Source organism: Bacteroides sp. 1001302B_160321_D4, from assembly GCF_015667765.1.
GTDB classification, from domain to species: domain Bacteria; phylum Bacteroidota; class Bacteroidia; order Bacteroidales; family Bacteroidaceae; genus Bacteroides; species Bacteroides xylanisolvens.
In genome coordinates this window covers 20216-43600 of sequence record NZ_JADPLO010000053.1, presented here as the reverse complement: position 1 = coordinate 43600, position 23385 = coordinate 20216, and the positions used below count along the sequence as shown (strand labels likewise).

The 23385-nt window shown below is 42.8% G+C and carries 15 protein-coding genes; 9 read left to right on the top strand and 6 right to left on the bottom strand.

Annotation, left to right across the window (positions count from 1 at the left end; all coding sequences use genetic code 11):
* Nucleotides 1–3 precede the first annotated feature (3 nt).
* The 7 genes from KFO40_RS18700 (at nucleotide 4) to KFO40_RS18670 (ending at nucleotide 11174) form a co-directional block, all read left to right on the top strand.
* Nucleotides 4–576 carry a DUF3575 domain-containing protein gene (locus KFO40_RS18700; RefSeq protein ID WP_004313607.1) on the top strand — a complete coding sequence of 191 codons (573 nt, stop codon included), beginning with the start codon at nucleotides 4–6 and terminating at the stop codon, nucleotides 574–576.
* Nucleotides 577–584: 8 nt separating this feature from the next.
* Entirely contained in the window at nucleotides 585–2096 is a 1512-nt protein-coding gene (locus KFO40_RS18695) for a DUF3868 domain-containing protein (RefSeq protein WP_087321852.1), read from the top strand.
* A 57-nt stretch (nucleotides 2097–2153) separates the two neighbouring features.
* Entirely contained in the window at nucleotides 2154–3863 is a 1710-nt protein-coding gene (locus KFO40_RS18690; protein ID WP_211146696.1) for an Mfa1 family fimbria major subunit, read from the top strand.
* Nucleotides 3864–4139: 276 nt separating this feature from the next.
* A complete protein-coding gene (locus KFO40_RS18685; RefSeq protein ID WP_004308186.1) occupies nucleotides 4140–5138 on the top strand; it encodes a FimB/Mfa2 family fimbrial subunit in 999 nt (332 codons plus the stop codon).
* A 2-nt stretch (nucleotides 5139–5140) separates the two neighbouring features.
* Nucleotides 5141–6253 carry a fimbrial protein gene (locus tag KFO40_RS18680; RefSeq protein ID WP_004308184.1) on the top strand — a complete coding sequence of 371 codons (1113 nt, stop codon included), beginning with the start codon at nucleotides 5141–5143 and terminating at the stop codon, nucleotides 6251–6253.
* Between the two features lie 41 nt (nucleotides 6254–6294).
* Nucleotides 6295–7902 carry a fimbrillin family protein gene (locus tag KFO40_RS18675; RefSeq protein WP_211146695.1) on the top strand — a complete coding sequence of 536 codons (1608 nt, stop codon included), beginning with the start codon at nucleotides 6295–6297 and terminating at the stop codon, nucleotides 7900–7902.
* A gap of 44 nt (nucleotides 7903–7946) precedes the next feature.
* On the top strand, nucleotides 7947–11174 hold the full coding sequence (locus KFO40_RS18670) for a fimbrial protein (protein WP_211146694.1): 3228 nt from the start codon (nucleotides 7947–7949) through the stop codon (nucleotides 11172–11174).
* 99 nt (nucleotides 11175–11273) lie between these two features.
* On the opposite strand, the gene KFO40_RS18665 is transcribed toward KFO40_RS18670, so the two are convergent.
* Nucleotides 11274–12233, bottom strand: coding sequence for a hypothetical protein (locus tag KFO40_RS18665; protein WP_211146693.1), 960 nt, complete (start codon nucleotides 12231–12233; stop codon nucleotides 11274–11276).
* 236 nt (nucleotides 12234–12469) lie between these two features.
* Complete coding sequence (locus KFO40_RS18660) at nucleotides 12470–13429, bottom strand: hypothetical protein (RefSeq protein ID WP_004313613.1); 960 nt, start codon at nucleotides 13427–13429, stop codon at nucleotides 12470–12472.
* 200 nt (nucleotides 13430–13629) lie between these two features.
* Between KFO40_RS18660 and KFO40_RS18655 the strand changes: the two genes are divergently transcribed.
* Both KFO40_RS18655 and KFO40_RS18650 read left to right on the top strand, forming a co-directional pair.
* Nucleotides 13630–14559 carry a UDP-glucuronic acid decarboxylase family protein gene (locus KFO40_RS18655; RefSeq protein WP_004300450.1) on the top strand — a complete coding sequence of 310 codons (930 nt, stop codon included), beginning with the start codon at nucleotides 13630–13632 and terminating at the stop codon, nucleotides 14557–14559.
* A 19-nt stretch (nucleotides 14560–14578) separates the two neighbouring features.
* Nucleotides 14579–15712, top strand: a complete 1134-nt coding sequence (locus KFO40_RS18650) for a hybrid sensor histidine kinase/response regulator (protein WP_008017655.1) — start codon at nucleotides 14579–14581, stop codon at nucleotides 15710–15712.
* A gap of 147 nt (nucleotides 15713–15859) precedes the next feature.
* Here KFO40_RS18650 and KFO40_RS18645 read toward each other — a convergent pair whose 3' ends face one another.
* The 4 genes from KFO40_RS18645 to KFO40_RS18630 are packed head-to-tail and all read right to left on the bottom strand — an operon-like array spanning nucleotide 15860 to nucleotide 23379.
* Entirely contained in the window at nucleotides 15860–18739 is a 2880-nt protein-coding gene (locus tag KFO40_RS18645; RefSeq protein WP_008022189.1) for a PD-(D/E)XK nuclease family protein, read from the bottom strand.
* A gap of 29 nt (nucleotides 18740–18768) precedes the next feature.
* Nucleotides 18769–19590, bottom strand: coding sequence for an energy transducer TonB (locus KFO40_RS18640; protein ID WP_409012588.1), 822 nt, complete (start codon nucleotides 19588–19590; stop codon nucleotides 18769–18771).
* Nucleotides 19591–19594: 4 nt separating this feature from the next.
* Nucleotides 19595–20212 carry a radical SAM protein gene (locus KFO40_RS18635; protein ID WP_008022191.1) on the bottom strand — a complete coding sequence of 206 codons (618 nt, stop codon included), beginning with the start codon at nucleotides 20210–20212 and terminating at the stop codon, nucleotides 19595–19597.
* Nucleotides 20209–23379: a UvrD-helicase domain-containing protein gene (locus tag KFO40_RS18630; protein ID WP_087321850.1), complete on the bottom strand. Its 3171-nt coding sequence runs from the start codon at nucleotides 23377–23379 to the stop codon at nucleotides 20209–20211. The genes KFO40_RS18635 and KFO40_RS18630 overlap by 4 nt, the downstream gene beginning before the upstream one ends.
* Nucleotides 23380–23385 lie beyond the last annotated feature (6 nt).

Genomic DNA, 23385 nt, shown 5'->3' with positions numbered 1-23385 from the left:
TAAATGAAGAAAGTTGCTATACTCATATTATTCATGCTCGGATGTGCCATTTCCGAGGGTCATGCCCAGAAGGTTGCGCTGAAAAGCAATCTGCTGTATGACGCTACTACTACCATGAATCTGGGACTGGAGATCGGACTGGCGCGTAAATGGACGCTGGATATTCCGGTCAATTATAATCCGTGGAAACTTTCCGACGGCAAACGCCTCCGTCATTTGGGGGTACAACCCGAAATCCGTTACTGGTTTTGTGAGAGTTTTCGCCGTATGTTTGTCGGAATGCATGGACATTATGCCGATTTCAATGTAGGGGGATGGCCCGACTGGTCTTTTATCAGTGACAATATGCAGCATACGCGTTATCAAGGATATCTTTATGGTGGTGGCTTTTCCGTAGGATATTCGTGGATTCTGAAAAAACGCTGGAGTATAGAAACATCTGTCGGAGTGGGATATGCGCACATTGTATATGACAAGTATCCTTGCGCTACTTGTGGTACGAGACTAAAGGAAAGCAGCAAAAACTATTTCGGGCCTACTAAAGCAAGTGTGTCACTTATTTATGTAATTAAATAATGAGGAGTATGATAATAAGAAAAATAGGTTTCCTTGTGTGTATGTTGGTGGTTTGCAGCCTGAATATAAACACAGCTATGGCTCAATCCCGCTCTTACGAAGGTGTCATTACTGTGAATCCGGTGCGGTTGGAACAGAAAGGTGATTTTATTCATGTCGATATAGATTTTGTTTTGAATAATGTGAAAGTGAAATCTGCCCGGGGAATGGATTTTATTCCGCGGCTGGTGACTCCCGGACGTACTCAGAATCTTCCGAAAGTTTCTATTAAAGGTCGTGACGAGTATCTGGCGTATGAGCGTGAGCTTGCGTTGATGAGCGCCAAAGAGAAAAGAAACTACGAGAAGCCATATATAGTGGAAAAAGCTGGAAAACTAAGAAATGATACGATTCGGTATCAATATCTGGTTCCGTTCGAATCATGGATGAAGGATGCGCGCTTGGACGTGCAGCGTGATGAATGTGGTTGCGGCGAAACAGCATTGATGAACATAGAGGAGTTTGGCAAAGTGACGTTGGAACGTGTATGGACGCCTTACGTAGCGGTTCCTCAGTTTGCTTATCTGCAACCGAAAGCGGAAGAAATCAAACAACGGGATATTCAAGCAGAATGTTTTCTGGATTTCGAGGTGAATAAAGTCAATATTCGTCCCGAATACATGAATAATCCTCAGGAACTAGCTAAAATCCGCAAGATGATCGATGAGCTGAAGTCCGATCCGAATGTGAAAGTGAACCGTCTGGATATTATCGGTTATGCTTCTCCGGAAGGAACATTGGCAGCGAACAAACGTCTGTCTGAAGGGCGTGCCATGGCGCTTCGGGATTATCTGGCACACAGATACGATTTTCCGAGAAACCAATACTACATTGTCTTTGGAGGTGAAAACTGGGACGGACTGGAGAAGGCGCTTGAAACAATCGAATTGGAATATAAAGACGAAGTGCTGGATATTATCAGGAATATACCTATTGAAAAAGGAAGAGAAACAAAACTGATGCAACTTCACGGAGGAACACCTTACCGATACTTGTTGAAGTATATTTTTCCAAGTTTGCGTGTGGCTATCTGCAAAGTGAATTACGAAGTGAGGAATTTTAGTGTGGAGGAAGCGAAAGAGATTATCAAGACGCGTCCGCAGAATTTGAGCTTGAATGAAATGTTTCTGGTGGCTAATACCTATCCGACAGGCTCGCAAGAGTTTATTGATGTGTTCGAAACGGCTGTACGGATGTATCCGCAGAGTGAGATTGCAAATATAAATGCTGCTACTGCCGCTTTATCACGCAATGACTTGGTTTCGGCCGAACGTTATCTGGGTATGGTGAATTCGAATAAGAATTTGCCGGAATATAATAATGCTATGGGAATATTAATGTTAATGAAGGGAGATTATGAATTATCGAAGAAGTATTTGAAGGTCGCAGAGCAGTTAGGTCTGGATGCAGCTAGGGGCAATCTGGAAGAATTAGTCAGGAAGAAGGCTAATGCTGCCGAGATGAGAAAAAATGGTAAGTAAAACTTACTAATTAAGTGGGAAATTATATATGTATTAATTCTAATAATTTTTTGTATTATGCTAAAGATTAAATCAATTTTAGTTTCGTTGCTGGCCGTTGTGGCATTAGCAAGTTGTTCAAATGAGAATCTGGAGGAAAATCCGGAGGTTGAAGGGGGAGCAGGTTATGATGTAGCTTACGTATCAATTAGTCTGACTAATCCAAAAGTGCCTGGTTCACGTGCTTCTGGTGAACAGCCGGCTTTGCCTGCAGAAAGCGCGATTAATGAGCTTTATGTGATTACGTTCGATGCGGGTAAGGTGGTGACTAAGGATGAAAAGGCAACTAAGTATGCCACGGTATTGGGATCAGGTTCTTTCGGAACAAATAGTGGAGTTACGACTCCGAATACTCCGGTTAAAGTGGATCCGAATACTAAGTATTTGCTTGTTATAGCCAATCCGGGTTACCAATTAAAGGATCGCTTGGATAACCTTTCAGAGGGTGCAACCTATGCTACCATCAATGCAATGGTTACAGTTCCTGAAAACAATACTAAGCCCAACAATGCTTATCTGGTAGAGGAGGTTATACACTCCAATGGTTGTGCAATGATTAATGTCGGATTCTACGATGATTCCGATTCGGATCCATCCAATCATGCATGGAAAGATGAATGTCTGCTCGATGTATCGGACAAGATTGTTTTGGTCAGTGACTATAAATCGGAAGCGCAAGCTCAGAATGCAGCGAAAAGTAATCCGGCTACTCTTGAGATAGAACGCCTTGCTGCAAAGTTGGAAGTTATGATTGGCAGTCCATTAGCAGTTGGACCTTTTGAAGATGGAACAAATGCAAGTCTTGGACAATTTGATTTTGGAAACTGGACTATAGACTACTATAACTCTCTGTTCTATCCTTTTGCAAAGAAGACTACCACAGCGTCATCTCATACTACCGGATTCTACAAAAGTAACTTCTATACAGTTGACCCGAACTTTACGACTGCAGGTGGAACTGAATATCTTACAGGCATTGTTAAGAATACACTTGATGCTAACCGCGAACCTAAGGTAGAGTGGGTTGCTGAAAGTGCAGATGCGGGTGATAATTATAAATACTGTATCGAGAATACGATGGCTGAAGGATATCAGAAGTTCGGTGCGGCTACGCGTCTGGTACTTAAGGGACAGTATGCACCTTGGAAGTCCGGTGAATTTACTTTGGGAGATGACTGGTATCGTCTTCCTAACGGAACTAACTCTGTAAACTTCAAAAGTTTTGCTGACTTGCTGGCTGCTTATACACCTGCTAAAGCTAAACAAACAAACTCAGACCCTATGACCGCCCAGGAGAAACTCTTGGTTACAGCATGCGAACTGTTCTATACTCAGATACAATCTGAACTTACCACCAATGATCCGGGTAGTTTTGCTCTTCTTACACAGACTATTCTTGATGACAACAACATTAAGAATGGTGGTGAACTGTGTAAAAAAGAAGGTTGCATCTATTGGTATCCAAAGAGTCTCAACTATTACTACTATGAGATTCGTCATGACAATGCAGCCAACTCTTATATGGAGTATGGAAAATACGGTGTAGTACGTAATAACTATTATACGCTTACGCTGACAAAGGTAAATGGTAACGGTACACCGTGGTATCCTGGTGGTGGACCCGAAGATCCGGATGAAGAAGAAGATATCGATAAGAAAGGTGCTTATCTCCACTTTGAGATTAAAGTTGCTCCGTGGATATACTGGACTACAAATTTCGAAATCTAAAGAAACTCTTTACTTTCAAAGAAAACAGGGCAGTGCGGACTGCCTGCCCTGTACTTTTTTTAATAGATATTCTGTGCGGAACAGACCGCCGAAAAAAGTAAAAACAAGCCGGTGACAGGCTTCCCAAAAACAGCACTGAAATATACCGGCGCATCCGAGATGCAATGAAATGCAAAGCGCGCCCCTAAAAGAGGAAATAACCGGAGGTCACAAAATAGAGATCTCTGACAATATAAAATGGCAAACCGATAGGGTTGCCTCCTAAAAGAAAAAGATATGTTCGGAAAAACTAAATCGCTGTTCCTTATCGTTGCTTCGATGCTATGTATGGCTTCGTGCGACAGTATACGCGAAGACCTTCCACGGTGCGAGCTTTGGTTGGAATTTGTATTCGACTACAATATGGAATATGCGGATGCATTTAATCCGCAGGTTAAATCGGTGGATGTACTTGTGTTCGACAGCGATGATAAATTGCTTTTCACCAAAAGTGCCGAGGTTGCTGCGCTGGTGGGTGGAAACCGGATGTCGTTGACCGACGAGCTCGATTTCGGAAGTTATAAAGTACTGACCGTCGGAAGTCTGTCTGACAGATTCCGTCTTTCGGACAATGCAGGTAATAAACTGGCACCGGGAACTAGCACCCTCCAACAGGTCATTGTATCCCTGAAGCGAGAGACGGATGTTGTTAATTTCGAGTTTCAGCATCTTTACTTCGGAGAGGTTGTAGAAGTGGACCACCTGCCATCCAGTACCGACCATAAAATTTATCCGGTGAACCTGATACGTGACACCAATCGGTTTAATCTCGCGTTAATGGGATATGAGGAAAATAAAGTGGATGGCACACAATATACATTTGAAATTCAGGCGCCGGAAAATGCAGTTTATTCCTGGGAAAACGAACCCGCAGGACAAGGGCCGGTTACTTATGTGCCTTACTATACAGGTCCGGGTGAAATATCCGACGTGGTTATGTCCGCACGCCTGAACACGATGCGTTTGCTCAACAGGAGTGGATGGGATTATAAATTTATTATAAGGGATGCGAATACCGAAGCTGAAGTCTGGAGCTATAATCTGATGACACTCTTGAGTATTGCACGGCCGGTTTCCCGTTACGACGGAACGGAGCTTCCCTTTCAGGAATATCTTGACAGGCAGAGTGAATGGAACCTGATATTTACAGTTGTTGAAAAAAACGGAGGAGGATTCCTTCAAATTGGTATTGTCGTGGGGAACTGGATTCATTGGCTCCACGGGATGGAAGTTTAAGAATGAGAAAAAAGCTATTACATATCATTTGTCTGGCATCCACCATCCTTTTGTTCTCATGTAGTAGAGAAGCTGATGTGGCTTATGAGTTGCCTGCCCATACTACCCGGGCGCAACTTAGCATCGACTTGGTGAACAATGGGGATGTGGAACAACAGGAGAAGATAAACTCCATGCGGTTTATCGTATTCGGCAGCACGCCCGGTGGCGTGAGGCTGGATGTGAATGAACACATCCTGTTGAGTACTCCGGAGACAGCTACTGATATAGATGCGCAACTTCTCGAAGTGACGTCCAGTAATGATATCCTGGTCGTAGTTATTGCCAACGAACCGCAGAGCCTCACAAGCAAACTTGACGGTATAGCCAATCTTTTGACGTTGCAGGAGATGATTTACGATATCTCCAGCATACTGAATAGTGACGGGCAGATTATTTCGGCAACCGGAATGCCTATGACAGGAGTGATCCGGGATATATCCATAGCACCTGATGAAACCAAAACAGTACAAATGGTGATCGAACGTGCCGTAGCCCGGGTAGATGTCTTTATCGAAGCTATAGACGGTGGGGCGGTGACCGGATATATTGCCGGAAGCACTAGTGTCACCTTGCACAATTTCTCCTACGATAGCTATTTCGTGATGGGAAACGTGGACAACGGCACGCGTGATAACACCGACTCTTCAAAAAACTACGGAAAAGTGAAGGAAGACGTGTCGGAAAGCAATTTGTTAACGCATAAGTGGACAGCTGCGACTACAGAAACTTGGGCATATTCATCTGCTCCCGGAGCTGAAAACCGGAAGTTGCTTTGCTCGTTCTACACAGCCGAACGTCTATTCAAGTCGGATTATTCCGACCGACTGTCTATCAGTATGGCTAATGTCCCGAAAGGCCCTTCGGACGTCACCGGAATAACCGAGAAAGTAATTGAAAGCGTAACAAAGGTTGACGGTACAGGCAGTCCGACAGCGCAACCTTTTACAGAGATCCGTCGGAACAATGTGTATCAGGTAACGGCACGCGTAGGAAAAATAGGTATTCAAATACTGACGATAAGCGTAGAAGATTGGGGTGAAAGACAAGACATTGATCTGGATATGGACTTGTAATATCTTTCGTTGATTGTTTTTAATTTCGGAAAAGAAGTAAGATGATAAAGACTATAAATAATATTAAGATGATTATGGCAATGGCTGTCCTTTCGGCTGTCCTCTTTTCGTGTGTCAGAGAAGAGATGACGTGTGATAAGGAATTAATTGTTGTGCAACGTATCGGAGAAGGCGGCTATGTCTACACTCGTGGTGCGGCAATCTCTTCGAATACTGATCTGAAAGAAGAGACTTTCGGTCTTTACGGCTCACTGACTCCCAATGCTTCCGTTCCCCAACCATACTTCAATGCAAGTGCCACGGTTAACGCCGACCTGACAGCCACCATCTCGCCGTTGCAATATTGGCCCGGATTGCTGAATGCGAGCATGAAATTCTTCTCCTGGTATCCGTACAACGATGCGAATGCGCCGACTGCGAGTTTCACTGATCCCGGAGAAATGGTGCTGAATTATACAGCGAATGCATCCGCCGCCAATCATGTCGATGTACTGGCGGCTATATCGGGCCCTGTATGGGTTGAGGGTGTGAATATACACTTCTACCACACATTGACTAAGGTTACCTTTACATTCAAGAAAGTAGCTCCTGTACCGGATGAGGTGACTATCGAGAAAATAGAATTCCAGAATGTGGGAAAAAGCGGTAAACTTGCCATGACTGAAATTCCGACCACCACGACGAAAAACGGCAAACCGAAGTTTGTCTGGAGCGATGTCGCCACCGGGAAGGTCGTTTCTACTCTCACCGATAACAAAACGGTGACCGAAGATGCCACCTTGATGGGGGATACATTCCTCATGTTGCCGACTGACGCTTTCTCTGCAACCGCCAAAATTGTTGTTACCACCAACTTTGGCGGTCGGGAATTCCTGTTCAGTGATATTCTCGCCAAGAATCCGCATTCTTGGGAATCGGGCGAGTACATCAACTACAATCTTACGATATCCAACGAAACCTATCAGCTTTCAGCTACCCCGCTTGAATGGACGGAAAGTCCGGTGAATGTAATTTTCGACAAACAATATTATCTCAAATTATCGCAGACCAAGGTACAGACGGCTGGTGATGGGGTCACTGTCAATATAGAAGTGAAAACGAATTATGATGCTAGTCCGGATACAGGATTTCTGCCGGGGGCGTCATTAAACAAAAGTACCATGGATACGTGGCCGACAGTTAATATGACTCAGACATCCCTTTCGGAAGGAGTGTATACGTATAATATCCAGGTTGTGATGCCCAGATTTAATTCAGGAACCGGAACTAAGCGGGAAACAGGCTTTTATATCAATGCCGGTAATTTGCGGCACCATGTACTGTTGAGCCAGTGGAGAGAAGACGGAGAGTGGCTGACCTCGAACGTAGAGTTGGACAGCAACGATAATGGAACCGGAAATATGCGACGTCGCAAGATTGTTTTTACTTCGGGCAATCCGGGAATATGGGAGTGGAAGATAACCCAGATACAGGATCCGGATAAAATTCTGCTTAACAGTGAGACAATGCTCGAAACAAGTGGCGTGAGTGGTGATGCGGTTTACTTCTACTTTAGAGCCGATGCTGTGTCCGGTGATACGGCTAGACTCACACTAACCAATACGAATGGTGATAATCTGCCAATAACGGTGACATTGACCGCACCATAATGACGAATATGCAATATCAAAGTTTAAGGAAAGGAAATAGAAATATGCAATATGGGTTTTCAATAAAAAGAAAGTGCTATCTTTTGTCTGTTCTGTTGATGACGGTATGGCTTACCGGATGCGTACAGGAAGAATTTGAGTCGACGCCTTCTCCGGCAGGAAACGGTATTCGCTTTACATTAACGGTTCCCGATGTAAACCTTCCGTCCGTATCTTCGCGTACGATGACCGGAACGGGAACAGCAAAGAAAGAAGACGAAATAGAAACGGTGGATATTCTTGTTTTTGATATGTCAAAAACGCCGGCAGTATTTCTGGAATGGGCCAGCGCTACAGAAGTTACGCAGGATTTGGCTGACAATTCCACTGTGAGTTTCTCTGCCGTACTTTCTCCCACTACCGCATCTACCTGCATCGTGGTCGTAGCAAATAAGGAACTTGATGATATTGTGTCGGGCTTCACGAAGGGAGTGACCACCAAGGTTCGGGCAATGGAAGAGATGCTTCACACCCAAACCGGCAAATGGCTGGCAGACGGCTCGACAACTGGTGGGTATACGCGGATTCCGATGTACGGGGAGAAGGTAATAAGCAAAATCACTCCTTCGATGAATCCGATAACCGACATTAATATGAAACGTATGCTAGCGCGTATCGATATCCGTAATAACAGTGTCACTTCAAATTTCACGGTCGAAGAGGTTTACCTGGCCAATTATAATACCACCGGATACATTGCTCCGGCATGGAACACAAACGGACAGGTTACTGAACCGGCTCCGGATACTCCTGTTCTCCCCACGGGCAGTGGTAAAATGACGGAGGAAGGGAATGCAATCCTTTATTCCGTAAATGGTAACACACCCTACGATGGGGAGATTTATACATTTGAGTCCCTGGCGGCAGGGGATGCCGGTGGTGCGGGACAAGACGGAGAAGCGAGCCGTAAAGATGCTACTTGCCTGATTGTGAAAGGAAAGATCGGTACGGGTGAATCGACATTTTACCGGGTGGATTTTACCAAAAACGGAAATACAGGAGAGCAGGTGGAATATTTGCCCTTGAAGCGAAACCATAAATACATCATTACCATTACTAAGGCGTTGGGTACCGGTTATAAAAGTTTTAGCGAGGCGTTGGCATCTTATACAGTCATGTCCAACCTTAAAATCCGGTTGATACACTATGACCGTGACAAAGTCAAAGATGTAGTCTACAATGGGCAATATATGCTCGGAGTGGGTGAATCGGAGGTCGCTGTAACTCAATACCAGAATAACAGTTATGCCATAGACGTTTTTACTGACAGTCCCGGCGGCTGGAAGGCCACCGTTACTGCAGGGAGCGACTGGCTCAAATTTGAAGGTGGAGCTGATGCGGCATCGGGCGTTGCGAACGATGATACCCAACTCAAATTGAAAATTCCATATTTTAATAATGAAAATATTGGCGTTGGGCGTAAGGCTACTGTTACGTTGACGGCAGGGCGCCTGACTCACAATATTGAAGTGACACAGTATACAATAGATCCGGGAATTATCAAATTTGTCGATGCATACGGAAATGTGTTGGAGAGAGGTCTTTTTTTTCCAATTCGAAATCCTGATGGCGACGAACTCCCTCTCGAACCGCAGACGGTGTATGTCATGTTTTCCGTGGATAAGATAGAAGGTAAACTTTTTGACGCTAACGATATCGGTATGATCCAATATAATGCCGGCGGTTTAATTCCGCAATTAGACAGGACGAATACGGTACCATTCAGTGAAAGGGTGCAGGCGTTTACCATACAGCCTAATCCGCGAAGAGCAGGTGATGGTACTGTTGAAGATGGTGAAGGTTGGTGGTGGCGTTGGGATTTCATCTTATTCGGCCTGTACGATAAGGAGGGATACCTCACTCATGTACAATTCCCCATCAATCAAGGGGAGTTGGAATTCTCATTCCGATATATTCCCACTACAGTCAATAGCCGTACTTATAAAGTCAATCTGGGTGCGGAGCAATACTTGCAATTGTTTGTCAATAACAATTGGGAAATTATGGATATTGAGGAATTGAATATAACGAACGATGATGGTACCGGACTGATTCGGACCGATTCGGATAATGATGTAATTATAGGCAGAAAGAATGCGGACGACAAGATGTATCTTGAGTCTATCATAGGCTATAATGACGGAAAGGGTAATGATGTGGTTGGCCACGGATACGATTTTAGGCTGAAGCTTCACCCTGGCAAGTGGAAAGAGGGAAAAAGTGGAACGATAAGAATCACGTTCAGAAATGTAATGCATACTGTGTCGGATGAAGAATTCCCGTTTTATCGTACGATTGACCTTCAGATGGTATCCGAAACCAAATCTTACACAACTGCAGGGGAACCTCTTTTCTATCTTTATCCACTTCGGTTTGATAACAGGCTATATTATAAGGAAATAGGCGAGACGAAGCAAAGTGTGGGACGGTTGGAAAATGTAGCCGATGCGGAGGATATCTGTAGGAATATAGGCGATGGTTGGCGTCTGCCTACTGCCAGTGAACTGTTGCTGTCATTCGCTTATGAAAATGCTTTGGGTGGCAATGCAGAGAATTATAATAATCATGATAGCCAGAATATATATGGGTGGTATCAAAACTGGACCGGTAATTACTGGACTTCATCATACTATGAGGCTAAAGGCTCTGCTACCCGTTTTTGGATGGAGATGTCGGCAGGTTTTTTGGATTCCGAATCTATTAGCAAGAATAATTATTTCCGTTGCGTGAGGAATAATACAAATAGTGGAAAGAAGTACCCTTATCTAACGGTAGAATCCTCGGGGGTCACTATTGTCTCTCGTGATGCCAGTGGAGGAACGGATCCTTCGGTATTATTTGCTTCAGGTGAAACTCCGGGTACAAGTGACGCGATGAATAAGATTGCTCCTAAGTTTCAGATTGAAAATACCAGTAGTAATGGTAAAACTTGGTCGGAAGCAAAAGCGGCATGCGAAAACAAAGGGAGTGGCTGGCGTCTGCCTACCCAGCGTGAGATGTATCTGGTGCTCAGTATGGGAGGGGCCGTTACCAGCATTGAAAACCAAGGTTTCGGTGGTTCGACTACTTGGACAGGGAGCGGATTCGAGAAGATTAGCGCTGTACATTGGACATTGACTTCACGCGATGGCGGCTATTGGGTGGTCGGACATAATAATGGAGAATTCGGCGCATGGACTACTGGAGAATCCACAGATTGGGCTTGGTATCGTTGTGTGCGCACAATAGAATAAAAGCTAAAAGAAAAGAGCTGTATCAGAATGAAGATAAACAACATTCTGATACAGCTCGTCTTTTCCCCCTTTCCTTTATATCCTAAAATCTACAATTGTTTACAACGTATTGATAACTTCCAATTGCTTTTGTAAAAAAGCGATACGCTGTGCTTCTCCACTTTCTGAAACTAGAATAGAGTGGCGCTTCAACGATTGAATCCAATTGCGTTGCATCTGGCAGATATACGAGCTTTGCGAATCCATCGAATTGATAGAATATACCCGCAGCAGGCTGACTTGGTAATCATGTTTCTCGATATAACTGTAAGTGGCTTCGAAACTGATATTGGACAGATAGAAAGATACTTTCTTGTTTTCGCTGAACTCTCCTTTTATGGACAGATGTTCTACCACGCCAAGTAACTGAAGAAGCTCTTCCTTCAAATGCATGACATCGTCCTTGCTTATCAGATTCAGACTGGCAAAGTACTTGATCTCTTTCACAAAAGAATAAAAGATATTTGTGTCCCAGATGAAAAACGTTTTTGGACACTGTCTTATACTTTCACTCAGCTTCTTATGCACATTGACGATCCGTTCATCCACAGACATCTCTTCCAAAGAATGTGGCGTCTTTATATCTCCATTCTGATACATCCATCGGCAAAGACGAAATTTAGACAAATTCTCATAGGAAGAATAAAGTGTAAAGGGCAGGGAATTGGATGCAGTATGCACCTCCGTCGTATTATCTGTTTTCACATAGTCGAAAATTTGCAGATAACGGTTGATTATTTCGTAATAACTTTCCAGCGCACTGGAAGCATGAAGCAAGTTCAGGTCGAAAGTAACTTTATTAGATACATGGCTACCGACAATCTGGTCGATAGAAATACCGAGTTTTTGAGAAAGCAGCGCTACTTCGTCTATTGTAAAAGACACCTCACCCCTCAATCTGCGATAGACAGCTTCCTTTCCCATGCATAAAATATCAGCCAAAGTATTGGCCAGATTCATATCTTGAGGAATTCGCTCCCTCATTGTAGATATTAATTCGTTTAGAATACCGTTTTTCATTGTTTGTTCCTTTAATTTTAATGTTAATAATCTCTGTGATACATTCTATGCAAAATTACGTCTTGTGTTTGAAAGATTTGTGTGGTAAAACAGAGATGAGCGTACAGGTCTTTTTCTGATTGGGAATCAAGTGGGTAGGATGGGAACAGGGAATGAAAAAAAGTAGATAAGATTCTTATCTACTTTCATTTATTGGAACTTAATTTTTTTTGAAGTTCTAATCTGCGAAAATAAAATTAAAGAGCGTCAATAATTTCTCGCTGTTGCTTGAAGAATTGAATACGCTGCATTTCGCCGCTTTCGGATATCAAAGTGGAGAACTTTTTCAGAGATTGAATCCATTCTTTCAAGGTACAGAAAATTTCGTTGTCCATCGTGGTAATGGAGTTGATAGAATAAATACGTATGAGGCTCAGTTGCAGGTTATTGGTGTCTACATAACTATATGTTGCCTCGAAGTTGATATTCGACACATAGATGCGTACACGATTGCCGTCGGCTGTTTTACCGTTGATAGCCAGTTCTTCCAGTTCATCCGCCAATAAGAATAATTCTTTTTTGATTTCTTCTTTTGTTTCGTCGGAAATGAGATGGATGCTGGCGAAGTATTGAATATCGTTGATGAGATGCTGGAAAATCATATTATCCCATATATAGTCTATGGAGTGGATATGACGTGTCATTGCTACATAGTCTTTTTGGATATTGACCAGTTTCGGTGGAATATCCAACTCTTCGAAACTCTTGCAATCAATATATTTATTCTGGTACATCCATTTGAATAAACGGAATTTTGCCAGAAGCTCATGTTTCAGATAGAGAGTCTGTGGAATAATGTTGGCGGAAGTTCCCATTACAGAATTCGGGTCATCCGGCATCGTATTAATCAGCGAGACATATTTTTCAAGGATATTGTAGTAACTCTCGAACGGGTCGTCATAATCTACAATGTTTATATTGAACATGGCGTTCGATTTGAAACTTAGTCCTATAATTTTGTCTAACGATATACCCAGTTTTCTTGAAATAAGAGCCGACTCTTGCAAGGTGAAAGGTACTTCACCGCGCAATCTTCTATATACTGCCTCTTTTCCTATGTATAGCGTGTCCATTAACATATCTGCCAGTTGCCCTTTGAGCGGGAGCTTTTCCTTCATCGCTTCTATGAGGTTTGCATTTGGATTATTTGTCATCATAATAGTTCTAATAAATAATACTTTTTTATTATAAACATTTGTCAGTGGCAAGTTGTTTCGGAAATTGAAACTATTTAAATCTTCTTTTTTTTAAAATATCCTCTCCGAAAATTGTTTATTTTAAGCAAATCGGTTACATTTGTGACCATAAACAAAACGAAGAGACAGCGTCTCTTTAGTAAACAATAGAAATATTTAGAATGAAAAGAATATTGGTAAGTGGCGGAGCCGGTTTTATAGGCTCTCATCTCTGTACACGGCTTATAAACGAAGGTCATGACGTGATATGCCTGGATAATTTTTTTACGGGTTCGAAAGATAATATCATTCACTTGATGGATAATCATCATTTTGAGGTGGTGAGGCATGATGTCACTTATCCTTATTCGGCTGAAGTAGATGAAATCTATAATTTGGCCTGTCCGGCATCTCCCATTCATTATCAACATGACCCGATTCAAACTGCCAAAACATCTGTGATGGGAGCTATTAATATGCTGGGATTGGCAATGAGACTGGATGCCAAGATTCTGCAAGCTTCTACGAGCGAGGTATATGGAGATCCAATCGTTCATCCGCAACCGGAAAGCTATTGGGGAAATGTGAATCCGGTGGGATACCGGTCTTGCTATGATGAGGGAAAGCGTTGTGCAGAAACGTTATTTATGGATTATCACCGTCAGAACAATGTGCGTGTGAAGATTATCCGTATTTTTAATACGTATGGTCCGCGAATGTTGCCGAATGACGGACGGGTTGTTTCTAATTTTATTCTTCAAGCGTTGAATAATGAAGATATAACGATATATGGTGATGGGAAGCAGACGCGCAGCTTCCAGTATATTGATGATTTGATTGAAGGAATGATAAGAATGATGAATACGGAGGACGAGTTTACAGGTCCTATAAACCTGGGGAATCCGAATGAATTTCCGGTATTGGAATTGGCGGAAAGGATCATTAGTATGACCGGTTCATCTTCGAAGATTGTATTTAAGTCTTTACCGGATGATGATCCGAAGCAACGCCAACCGGATATTACATTGGCTAAAGAGAAATTGGGCTGGCAGCCTACTGTTGAACTTGAAGAGGGGTTGAAGCGTATGATTGAATATTTTAAAAATGTCTGAAGCATAAAAAAAGAAAATTATGAATATGGAAATTAATCCTTCTGAATATAAAGTCCTTATTGTGGACGATGTGATTTCAAACGTCCTTTTATTAAAGGTACTTTTGACTAACGAGAAATTCAAAATTGTGACTGCCGGTAATGGAACGCAGGCGTTGGAACAAGTGAAGAAGGAAAATCCGGATCTTGTATTACTGGATGTAATGATGCCGGATATCAGTGGCTTTGAGGTAGCTCAACAAATGAAAGCGGACCCCGAAATGGCTGAAATTCCCATTATCTTCCTGACTGCTCTAAACAGTACGGCGGATATCGTAAAAGGATTTCAGGTGGGTGGTAATGACTTTATTTCAAAGCCATTCAATAAAGAAGAATTGATTATTCGTGTGACGCACCAGATTTCGTTGGTTGCAGCGAAAAGAATCATTGTTGCACAAACGGAAGAGTTGCGTAAGACGATCATGGGACGCGACAAACTCTATTCTGTGATTGCACATGACTTGCGTTCACCAATGGGATCTATCAAGATGGTATTGAACATGCTGATTCTGAATTTGCCGAGTGATACAATCGGTGATGAGATGTATGAATTGCTAACGATGGCTAATCAGACAACAGAAGATGTATTCTCATTGCTTGATAATCTGCTGAAATGGACGAAGAGCCAGATTGGTAAGCTGAAAGTGGTTTATCAGGATATTAATATGGTGGAAGTCGTAGAGGGCGTAAGTGAAATCTTTACGATGGTGGCCAGCCTGAAAAATATTAAGATAGTACAAGATGTGCCTGTAGAGAATGTGGCTGTTCGTGCTGATATTGACATGATTAAGACAGTGATTCGTAATTTGATCAGCAATGCGATTAAGTTTAGCAATGAAGGTTCGGAAGTAGTGGTGTCACTGACAGAGGAAGATGGTATGGCAATCGTAAGTGTGAAAGATAGTGGTTGCGGTATTGATGACGAAAATCAGAAGAAGTTGTTGCACACTGATACTCATTTCAGTACCTTCGGTACAAACAATGAGGAAGGTTCGGGACTCGGATTATTATTGTGTCAGGACTTTGTTGTCAAGAATGGTGGTAAACTGTGGTTTACTTCAAAGAAGGGAGACGGATCTACATTTAGTTTCTCAATTCCATTGCTCGAAAAATAATTGATTCAATGCGTTTTTGTCTCTGTTAAAGGATGCGTTGAAACTTCTTTATATTTTATTCAGGCACGGATTACACGGAATTATACGGTTTAAGATAATTGGGAAAACCGTGATCCGTCTAATTCGTGCCTGAATTTTTAATTTAATCTATCGCTTGCAGATAGCTTTAAAATCGCAATACGAACACTTTTTAGTGTCCTCTGTCTGCATGAAAGGCTCTTTTTCATTAAAGATCTCTTCTAATAATGCCTGTAAGCGTTCACGGAATTCATCTTCAAAAAAGGCGAAGTTGTTTACCGGTATTTTCGGTTTGCGGGGTTCTCCCATTTCAATAACAGGCGAATAGCTTTCCGATGCTGCCCGATGAATGTAGAGCAGGGCAGGAGCTACCATTAATGATTGCTTCCGGCTCATGATAGCGGCATACAGGAAAGTCTGGAAGATATAGTTCGGGCGTGTTTCTGATGGCGTAAACAGTTGCTCGATGTTGGCTGGAATCTTAGGGCTTCCTCCTGTTTTGTAGTCAACAATCCGCAGGGTACTTTCCTTAGCATCCATACGGTCGATTGTCCCACCCAGGCGGAGAGTGAACGGTCCTTGTCCCGTTTGTATGGTTATCTCTTCTGAAACCTTCTTTTCCATGGCGACCATTTCAAAAGGAGTATATTGAAGGTCGTTGCGGAGCAATTGTTTCAGATAGGAAACAATTACTTTGGAGTTGATAAGCTGTATGCCGTTATATTCGGGCTTTTCTTCGGGAGCGACCTTGAATAATTCTTCCTTGAAGGCTTGATCGACATAGCTTTGCAACTTTACTTCATTACGTAATAAGCGTTCAATATCTTCTTTCTGTATCATTTTTCCATTGGCAGTCAGATCGGTGTATGCCAATTGGGCAGAGAGATGGAAAATGGTTCCAAACAAAGCTGAATCAATTTCTGCACTGACTTCATCCGGTGTTTTTAATCCCGCTACGTAACGGTAATAGAATCTCAACCGGCAATCAAGATAAGCATTGAGGGCGGAAGGGGAGAGAATTACCGATGAAGGATTAGTGCTATCGTAAGTACGATAAATTCGTCTTAGTACTTCAGGTGTTTTTTCTATCTGTATCTCTTGGATACTTTGCGGAGATTGTCCGGCTTCCAGATACTCACGAGTGATATCATGCGGACCTTCCACGAGTAATTGTAGCATGAAGCGGGACTCTTCTCCACGGTTGAGACCGTCCGAGGAAGTATTGTAGAGCAGAGTGATATTTTCTGCCCGCTGTATCAGGCGATAGAAGTAGTAGGCATACACTGCATTCTTATGTTCGATAGTGGTCATGCCAAAAGCTTTCCGGAGGTTATAGGGAATAAAAGAAGATTCTCCTCCGGATTTGGGGAGTTGTCCTTCGTTGAGAGATAATATGATGAGATTTCGGAAGTCCAGATTACGTGTTTCCAGTACTCCCATAACTTGCATTCCGATAGCGGGTTCTCCGTGGAAAGGAATATTGGAAGCTGTCAATGCTTTGGTAATCAGTCGTTTCAGGGTGTCGGTGCGTATACTTAGTTCTCCGCTTTCAATCAAACTGTAGAGACGGTTGATTTTGGTGTGGCTTTGGAAGAGGGATTCTCTATAAAGTTGATTGAAAATATCATTGTATTCCCCTTCTTTGCGATAAATGGTTGAAATATCTTTGATTAATTCAATCAGATAATCGCATAGCTCTTTAATGCCATTACGGGGAGTGAAGAGGGTAGCCAGGAAATCATCTTGCTTCAGTTCCGATGGAAGTGGATAGAAGCGGTTTGTTTTGGTTAGTTCGCGTTCCAGTGGACCGGCATGGGATGAGATTTGCCGGGTATAGGGATGTTTCAATATGGCTGATACCGCCTCGTAAGTGAATCGGCCGGTATCGGAGCGGTAACCGTTGGTTTGTAGCTCCATAGCGGCATTGATAAAACTGTAAATAGGAGTTTGAGCCAATGGGAATCCCATGGTGATATTGACATTCTTCACTTCCTGCGGAATGGAATGAAGTACAGGGAGCAGCAGGGCTTCATTACAAAGTACTACGGCATTTTCTTTTTCCTTTTCTTCAGCGATTTGTGAATGATTGTCCGTAATCATTTTGATCCATTCGGGGAGGAAACGGGCTTGTGCATTCTCGGTGGAAGCGGAAATATAACGTATTTTTTTCGGTTCTTTGAAGGTATCGAAAAAGCTTTCCGGAAGTTCGTTCGGAAATTCCCCCAGATTACGTTTCAGAAATTCTCCGGCTTCATGTTTTCTGATTTGTTGGGTGTAGAAAATATCGTAGTCCCAATAAAAAAGTGCTTTGCCTGCATCTTTCAGCTTTCTGAAAAATTCGTTTTCTACTTTGTTCAGTACATTGAAACCGACAAATATGTATTTGTCGTATTTGAGTTGATCGGTATCGAGTTGCTCAATCACATTCCGGTAGAGCATGCCTTCGTATGCGATGCCTAGCTCTGTCAGGTTTTCCCGGTAATGATGGTAGATAGTGCCTAGTTTGTCCCAAAGGGAAATAAATTTCTCTTTGAGTTCGGTTCGTCTTTCAATGGAGAAATTCTGAAAAAACTGTTGAATGGCTTCTTCCTGTTCTTTGTCGAGGAATTCATAGTCGTCCATCAGGTTCTTCAGATCTTGCAGATTACTGAATAGTTTGTCGGCATCAACCATATTCTTATCCACATCATCAAAATCACTAATCAACAACTCTCCCCAGAAGTAGAAATCATCCAATGTTTCCTGACTCTGTGTTTCCTCTTTGAATACTTTATAAAGCTCACAAACCAATCGAATAGGGTCACCGCTTTTTTGTACTGATAGTTTCTGAAACAGGTCGCTGATACTCATGGCGGCTGGTGACCAGATCGGTTGATCGGATTCTCCTGCCAAATATTCATTGAAAAACAAGTTAGCACGTTTATTGGGGAAAATGAGTGCTGTACGTGACAGGTTATTTCCTATTTTGGCATATAAATCGTGAGCGACTAGTTGGAGAAATGATTGCATATTGATTAAGTTTTTTCTAATTCATATATTTATTGTGCCCGGAACATAACTGGAACGGTGAAATAAACGGCTACTTTAGTACCATCTTCCAGTTCTCCCGGCTTCCATTTGGGCATTTGGTTGATGATGCGCAATGCTTCTTTATCCAAGTAAGGATCTACGCTGCGTACAACTTTGGGGTTGACTACATTTCCTTCCTTATCAACAACAAACCGGATAATAACACGTCCCTGTGGTCCCATCTCTCCTTGAGCGACTGTCGGATACTTTATTTTTTTTCCAAGGAATTGTATTAATGCTTGTTGACCTCCCGGGAATTCCGGCATAACCGGAGCTACTTCCAGTGTATCACTAGCCGACAGTGAAGTATTTGATATATCGGGGGCAACAAATCCAACTACTACAGGTGGTTCTTCACAAATATCTCCTTCTAGCACATCATCGGGTGTTGGCGCTGGTGGCGGGGGAGGTGGTGCATCTTTTATGGAGGCAATGATGGTGTCTTCTGCCGGAGTGGGGACAGGCTCTCCCATAATGAGATTTTCATAGGAAGTTGTATCACTAGACACTTCTTTATTCATTCCTTTATTAGCCGAATTAGTGCATGAAGTCATTGGAGTCATGGCTATCAGCCCTGCAGATATGCCTAATACTGTGATTGCTTTTCCCGCTATCTGTTTTCGTTCAAGCTGCTGCTCCAAATAACGAACTTCCGCTTCGCATTTGGGACAAGTGCCCAAACAGTCTCCCTGATACTGACATTCAGAGGTGATGAATTCAATATCATTCGCTTCAGCTATCTGCCGACGAATCTCTTTTAAAATTTTGCAAGTTTGTTTTCCTCGTACCATGTCATTAATCATTAGGGGTTTTATAAGTGAACCGGTCGAACTGGGTAATTCCCATTTCTTTCAGAAGTTCTATGCTTTGGTCAATATCCTTCTCCGTATTATAGGAGGGGATGAGTGGTGTCCGAATAACGATTTGCTTGGTTTTGTCTTGCCCGATTAAATACCGTAAATTACCTAAGACGTTTTCATTATTCTTTCCGGTATATCGCTGATAGATGTCATTATTCATATCTTTGATGTCGATTATGTAATTATCTATAATAGAAATCAGTTCTTCTACATTCTGTTGCGGAACATTGAGAGAGGTTTCGACAGTGATTCTCCATTCCGGGCCACAGAGTTGGCGGAATTGCCTGATAAATTCGCTTTGTAATAAAGGTTCTCCACCTCCAAATGTGACTCCGCCGCAACTCGCCAAAAAGTAAAGTTCATCTTTGCGTACTTCCTCGTAGAGCTGGTTACAATTATAGCTCTCCCAAACACCGTTAGGCTGCAAAGATGTCGGGTTGAGACAGTATTTGCAACGCAATGGGCAGCCGTGAAATGCAACTAGTGTTGTAACTCCTTCACCGTCAATTGTTAGTCGATGGCGGGCGATGCCGATGAGGGGAACTGCTTTCATACTTTTTCTATTTTTTCTTCATCCACATACCACAAGTAACCGGTGATATTCTTATATCCCATCTTGGTAAGTAGCTGCATGTAGCCTTTTACCTGTTTATTATATTTAGGGTTTTCCTTACCAAATTTGAAATCAACTACAACAACTTGGTTGTCTTTCATCATTACGCGGTCCGGGCGACGGGTTTGCAGCACTCCTTTTTCTTTATAGATAATGGCGCACTCATTAAATAATGTCCACTTCCCGGAATACCAATCTTGAATTTCAGGAGAAGAAAAAGCCTTCGTTGCAACTTCGCGGGCTACTTTTTCTTTCTCATCATTTCTGATCACTCCTTCAAAAATAAGTCGTTCGATGGCCGGATCTATATCTTCTGCTGTTTCGATAACAGAAAACAGGGTGTGTAACATACGCCCGCGGTTGATAAAGCGGTCGTCCGAGTCTTCTTCCTCAATTCCCTGGATGAAGTCCGCTGAACGGTTGGACTGACGAAACTCAATATCATGGCGCATGGATTCCATCCGGATAGGGAGCTTTTCCGGTTTCTGGGTTAGCTTGTTGGTCGATGTCTTTGTTCTTTCTTTTTCTGACGGACATAGTTGTCCTTGTTCGTAACAGTCTTCTTCCCAATCAATACCTTCTTCCTTAGCTACGATTGGGAGAGTGTTTGCCAACAGTTCGGACATGGTACCTTTTTGATTTTTTCTGCTCCAGATAATAAGGTTTTTTCCTGCACGGGTAAAAGCAACGTATAACAGATTGAGGTTATCTACCCAAAGTTGGAGACGCTCTTGCAGGTAGTCGTTTCCATAAATAGATTCTGCCATTTGGGTGGAGTAGTTGATAGGGAGAATATCCAACGCGTCGAATGGTGCTGCTTGCGGGGTACACCATACAAGTTGGTTATTGGTCTCATTCTCCAGTTTCCAGTCGCAGAAAGGGAGGAGCACGGTATGGAATTCCAATCCTTTGGATTTGTGTATGGAGAAAATCCGGATTCCTTCTACTTCTCCGCTTGGAATTGTTTTACTGCATAACGTTTCATTCCAATACCGGATGAATCCGTCGAGTTCGGAAGAGTTACTTTGTAGATAGTCAGTGACAGCATCGAAGAATGCGAATAAGTAGGCATCCTGGTCTTTGATAAGATTCATCTCGAATATACTGAAAAGCTCTTCCAATAGCTCATAGAGAGGCATTAGCCTTAATTCTTTTATCTTTTCAAGAAAAGCGGCGGGAAGATAATTCTCGGCAGGGAGGAGTAGGAGGGTATTCCAATCCAATCCTTTTTGTAAAACTTCGTTTTGATAGGCTATGGCCAGCTGGGCACGTGCTATTTTATTGTTTTCGTCGGAAAGAAATCGCAAGGCGTCCAGCATCATACAAATGGCAAGAGAGGCGTCAAGGCGAAAGGCTTCGTCTGATACCACTTTGTAGTGTAGCTCCTTATCAAAGTAATCGGCAATACGGGGAATACTTTTATTTTTTCGTACTAAGATGGCGATGTCATTAAGCTGTACTCCGGAGGCGAGGAGGTTTTCCACTTCTGCTCCCAGGCTAATAAGTGTCTGCTCGGTATAGTCATGTTCTTCGTCGGGTTCGAGAAAAGAGACTTTAACGTATCCTTTTTCTGTACTTCGGGGAGATTCCTGCACAACGTCGGCATAGGCTTTCTGCAAATCCTCACAATCTTTGCCTAATTGCTGTTTATACACTCCGTTTAGATAGTTGGCAGCAGCTGTGAAGATTCGATTGTTAAACCGGATGACATTCGTTTCACTTCTCCGATTGGTGGCTAACGTCTTGACGCGGATCGGGAAATGCTCGATGTGGTCATTCAGGCTGTTGAGAATTCCCCAATCACCATTCCGCCAACGATAAATGGACTGTTTGACGTCTCCTACAATCAAACTGTCTGCTCCTTGAGACAGCCCTTCGAGCAAAAGCAGTTTGAAGTTGCCCCATTGCATTCGGCTGGTATCCTGAAACTCGTCTATCATGACATTATGGATATTTGTCCCTATCTTTTCGAATACAAAAGAGGAGTCACCGTCTTTCACCAGTTGGTGAAGCAGGGCGTTCGTGTCTGACAACAGAAAACGGTTGTTGTCGTGGTTCAACTGACGTACTTCTTCGTCGATATTGGCGAGAAGTTGCACTTTATTGAGATGTTGCAAGGATAACCGGCAACTATTCAGTAACAAATTATTCTTGGAACGCAACTTTTCAGCATCTTCCAGAATTTGTATAAGGCTGGAATTAGCCAGGTTGATGATATCCGCATAACGGGGAGAAGTCTTGGTTGCCCAATTTTTGGCATCTTCCAGACATTTCTCTACTGTGGCATTACGGATATCATTGCTTAAAACGCCATTATTCAGTTTACGGAAATAACTTCCGATTCCCCGTGAACCGTTTTTCAGATCATCAGCAGTTAATGCGTGACCATCCAGTTCTCCTTCGAATTGGTCGTAGAATCCTTTCATTTGCTCCAGTATTTCCGTTTCCAGAGCTTTCAGTTGTTTGCGGTATTCTTTGATGGTGTTCGGATTACGCAGTCGTTGCCGAAGTCCTTCTCCTTTTTCAATATAGCCTTCATCGAAAATATTGCGTCCGAAACTTTTAACTTCGTCTGATACATTCCATCGTTTATCATCGGCAATTCGTTCGTTGATATAGTCTAATAACCATGCGAGGACAGGGGAAGTGGGACCTAACTTCTCGATCATACTATCTACGGCGTCACTAAGAACTTCGGTATTGTTTAACTCGATATTCAGATTCGGGCTAAGTTCCAGTTCCCGTGCGAGATTACGCATGACAGATTGGAAAAATGAGTCAATAGTCTCTACCCTGAACCGGCTGTAATCATGCAGCATATAGTTAAGGGCGACACCTGCCGCTTCCCGTATCTCCTGTTCGGTTTTTCCAGTCTCTTCTTTGATACGGTTGAGATAGGCTTCCGAATCTTTATCACCTATCTGTATGCCGTAAAGCTGACTAAGAATACGTTCCTTCATTTCTGCTGTTGCCTTATTGGTAAAGGTAACAGCGAGAATTTGCCGGTAGGCACGGGGATTGAAAATTAATAGTTTGATGTATTCCACGGCCAGGGTAAATGTTTTACCCGAACCTGCAGAGGCTTTATAGACTAAAAGTTCACTCATGTTTTT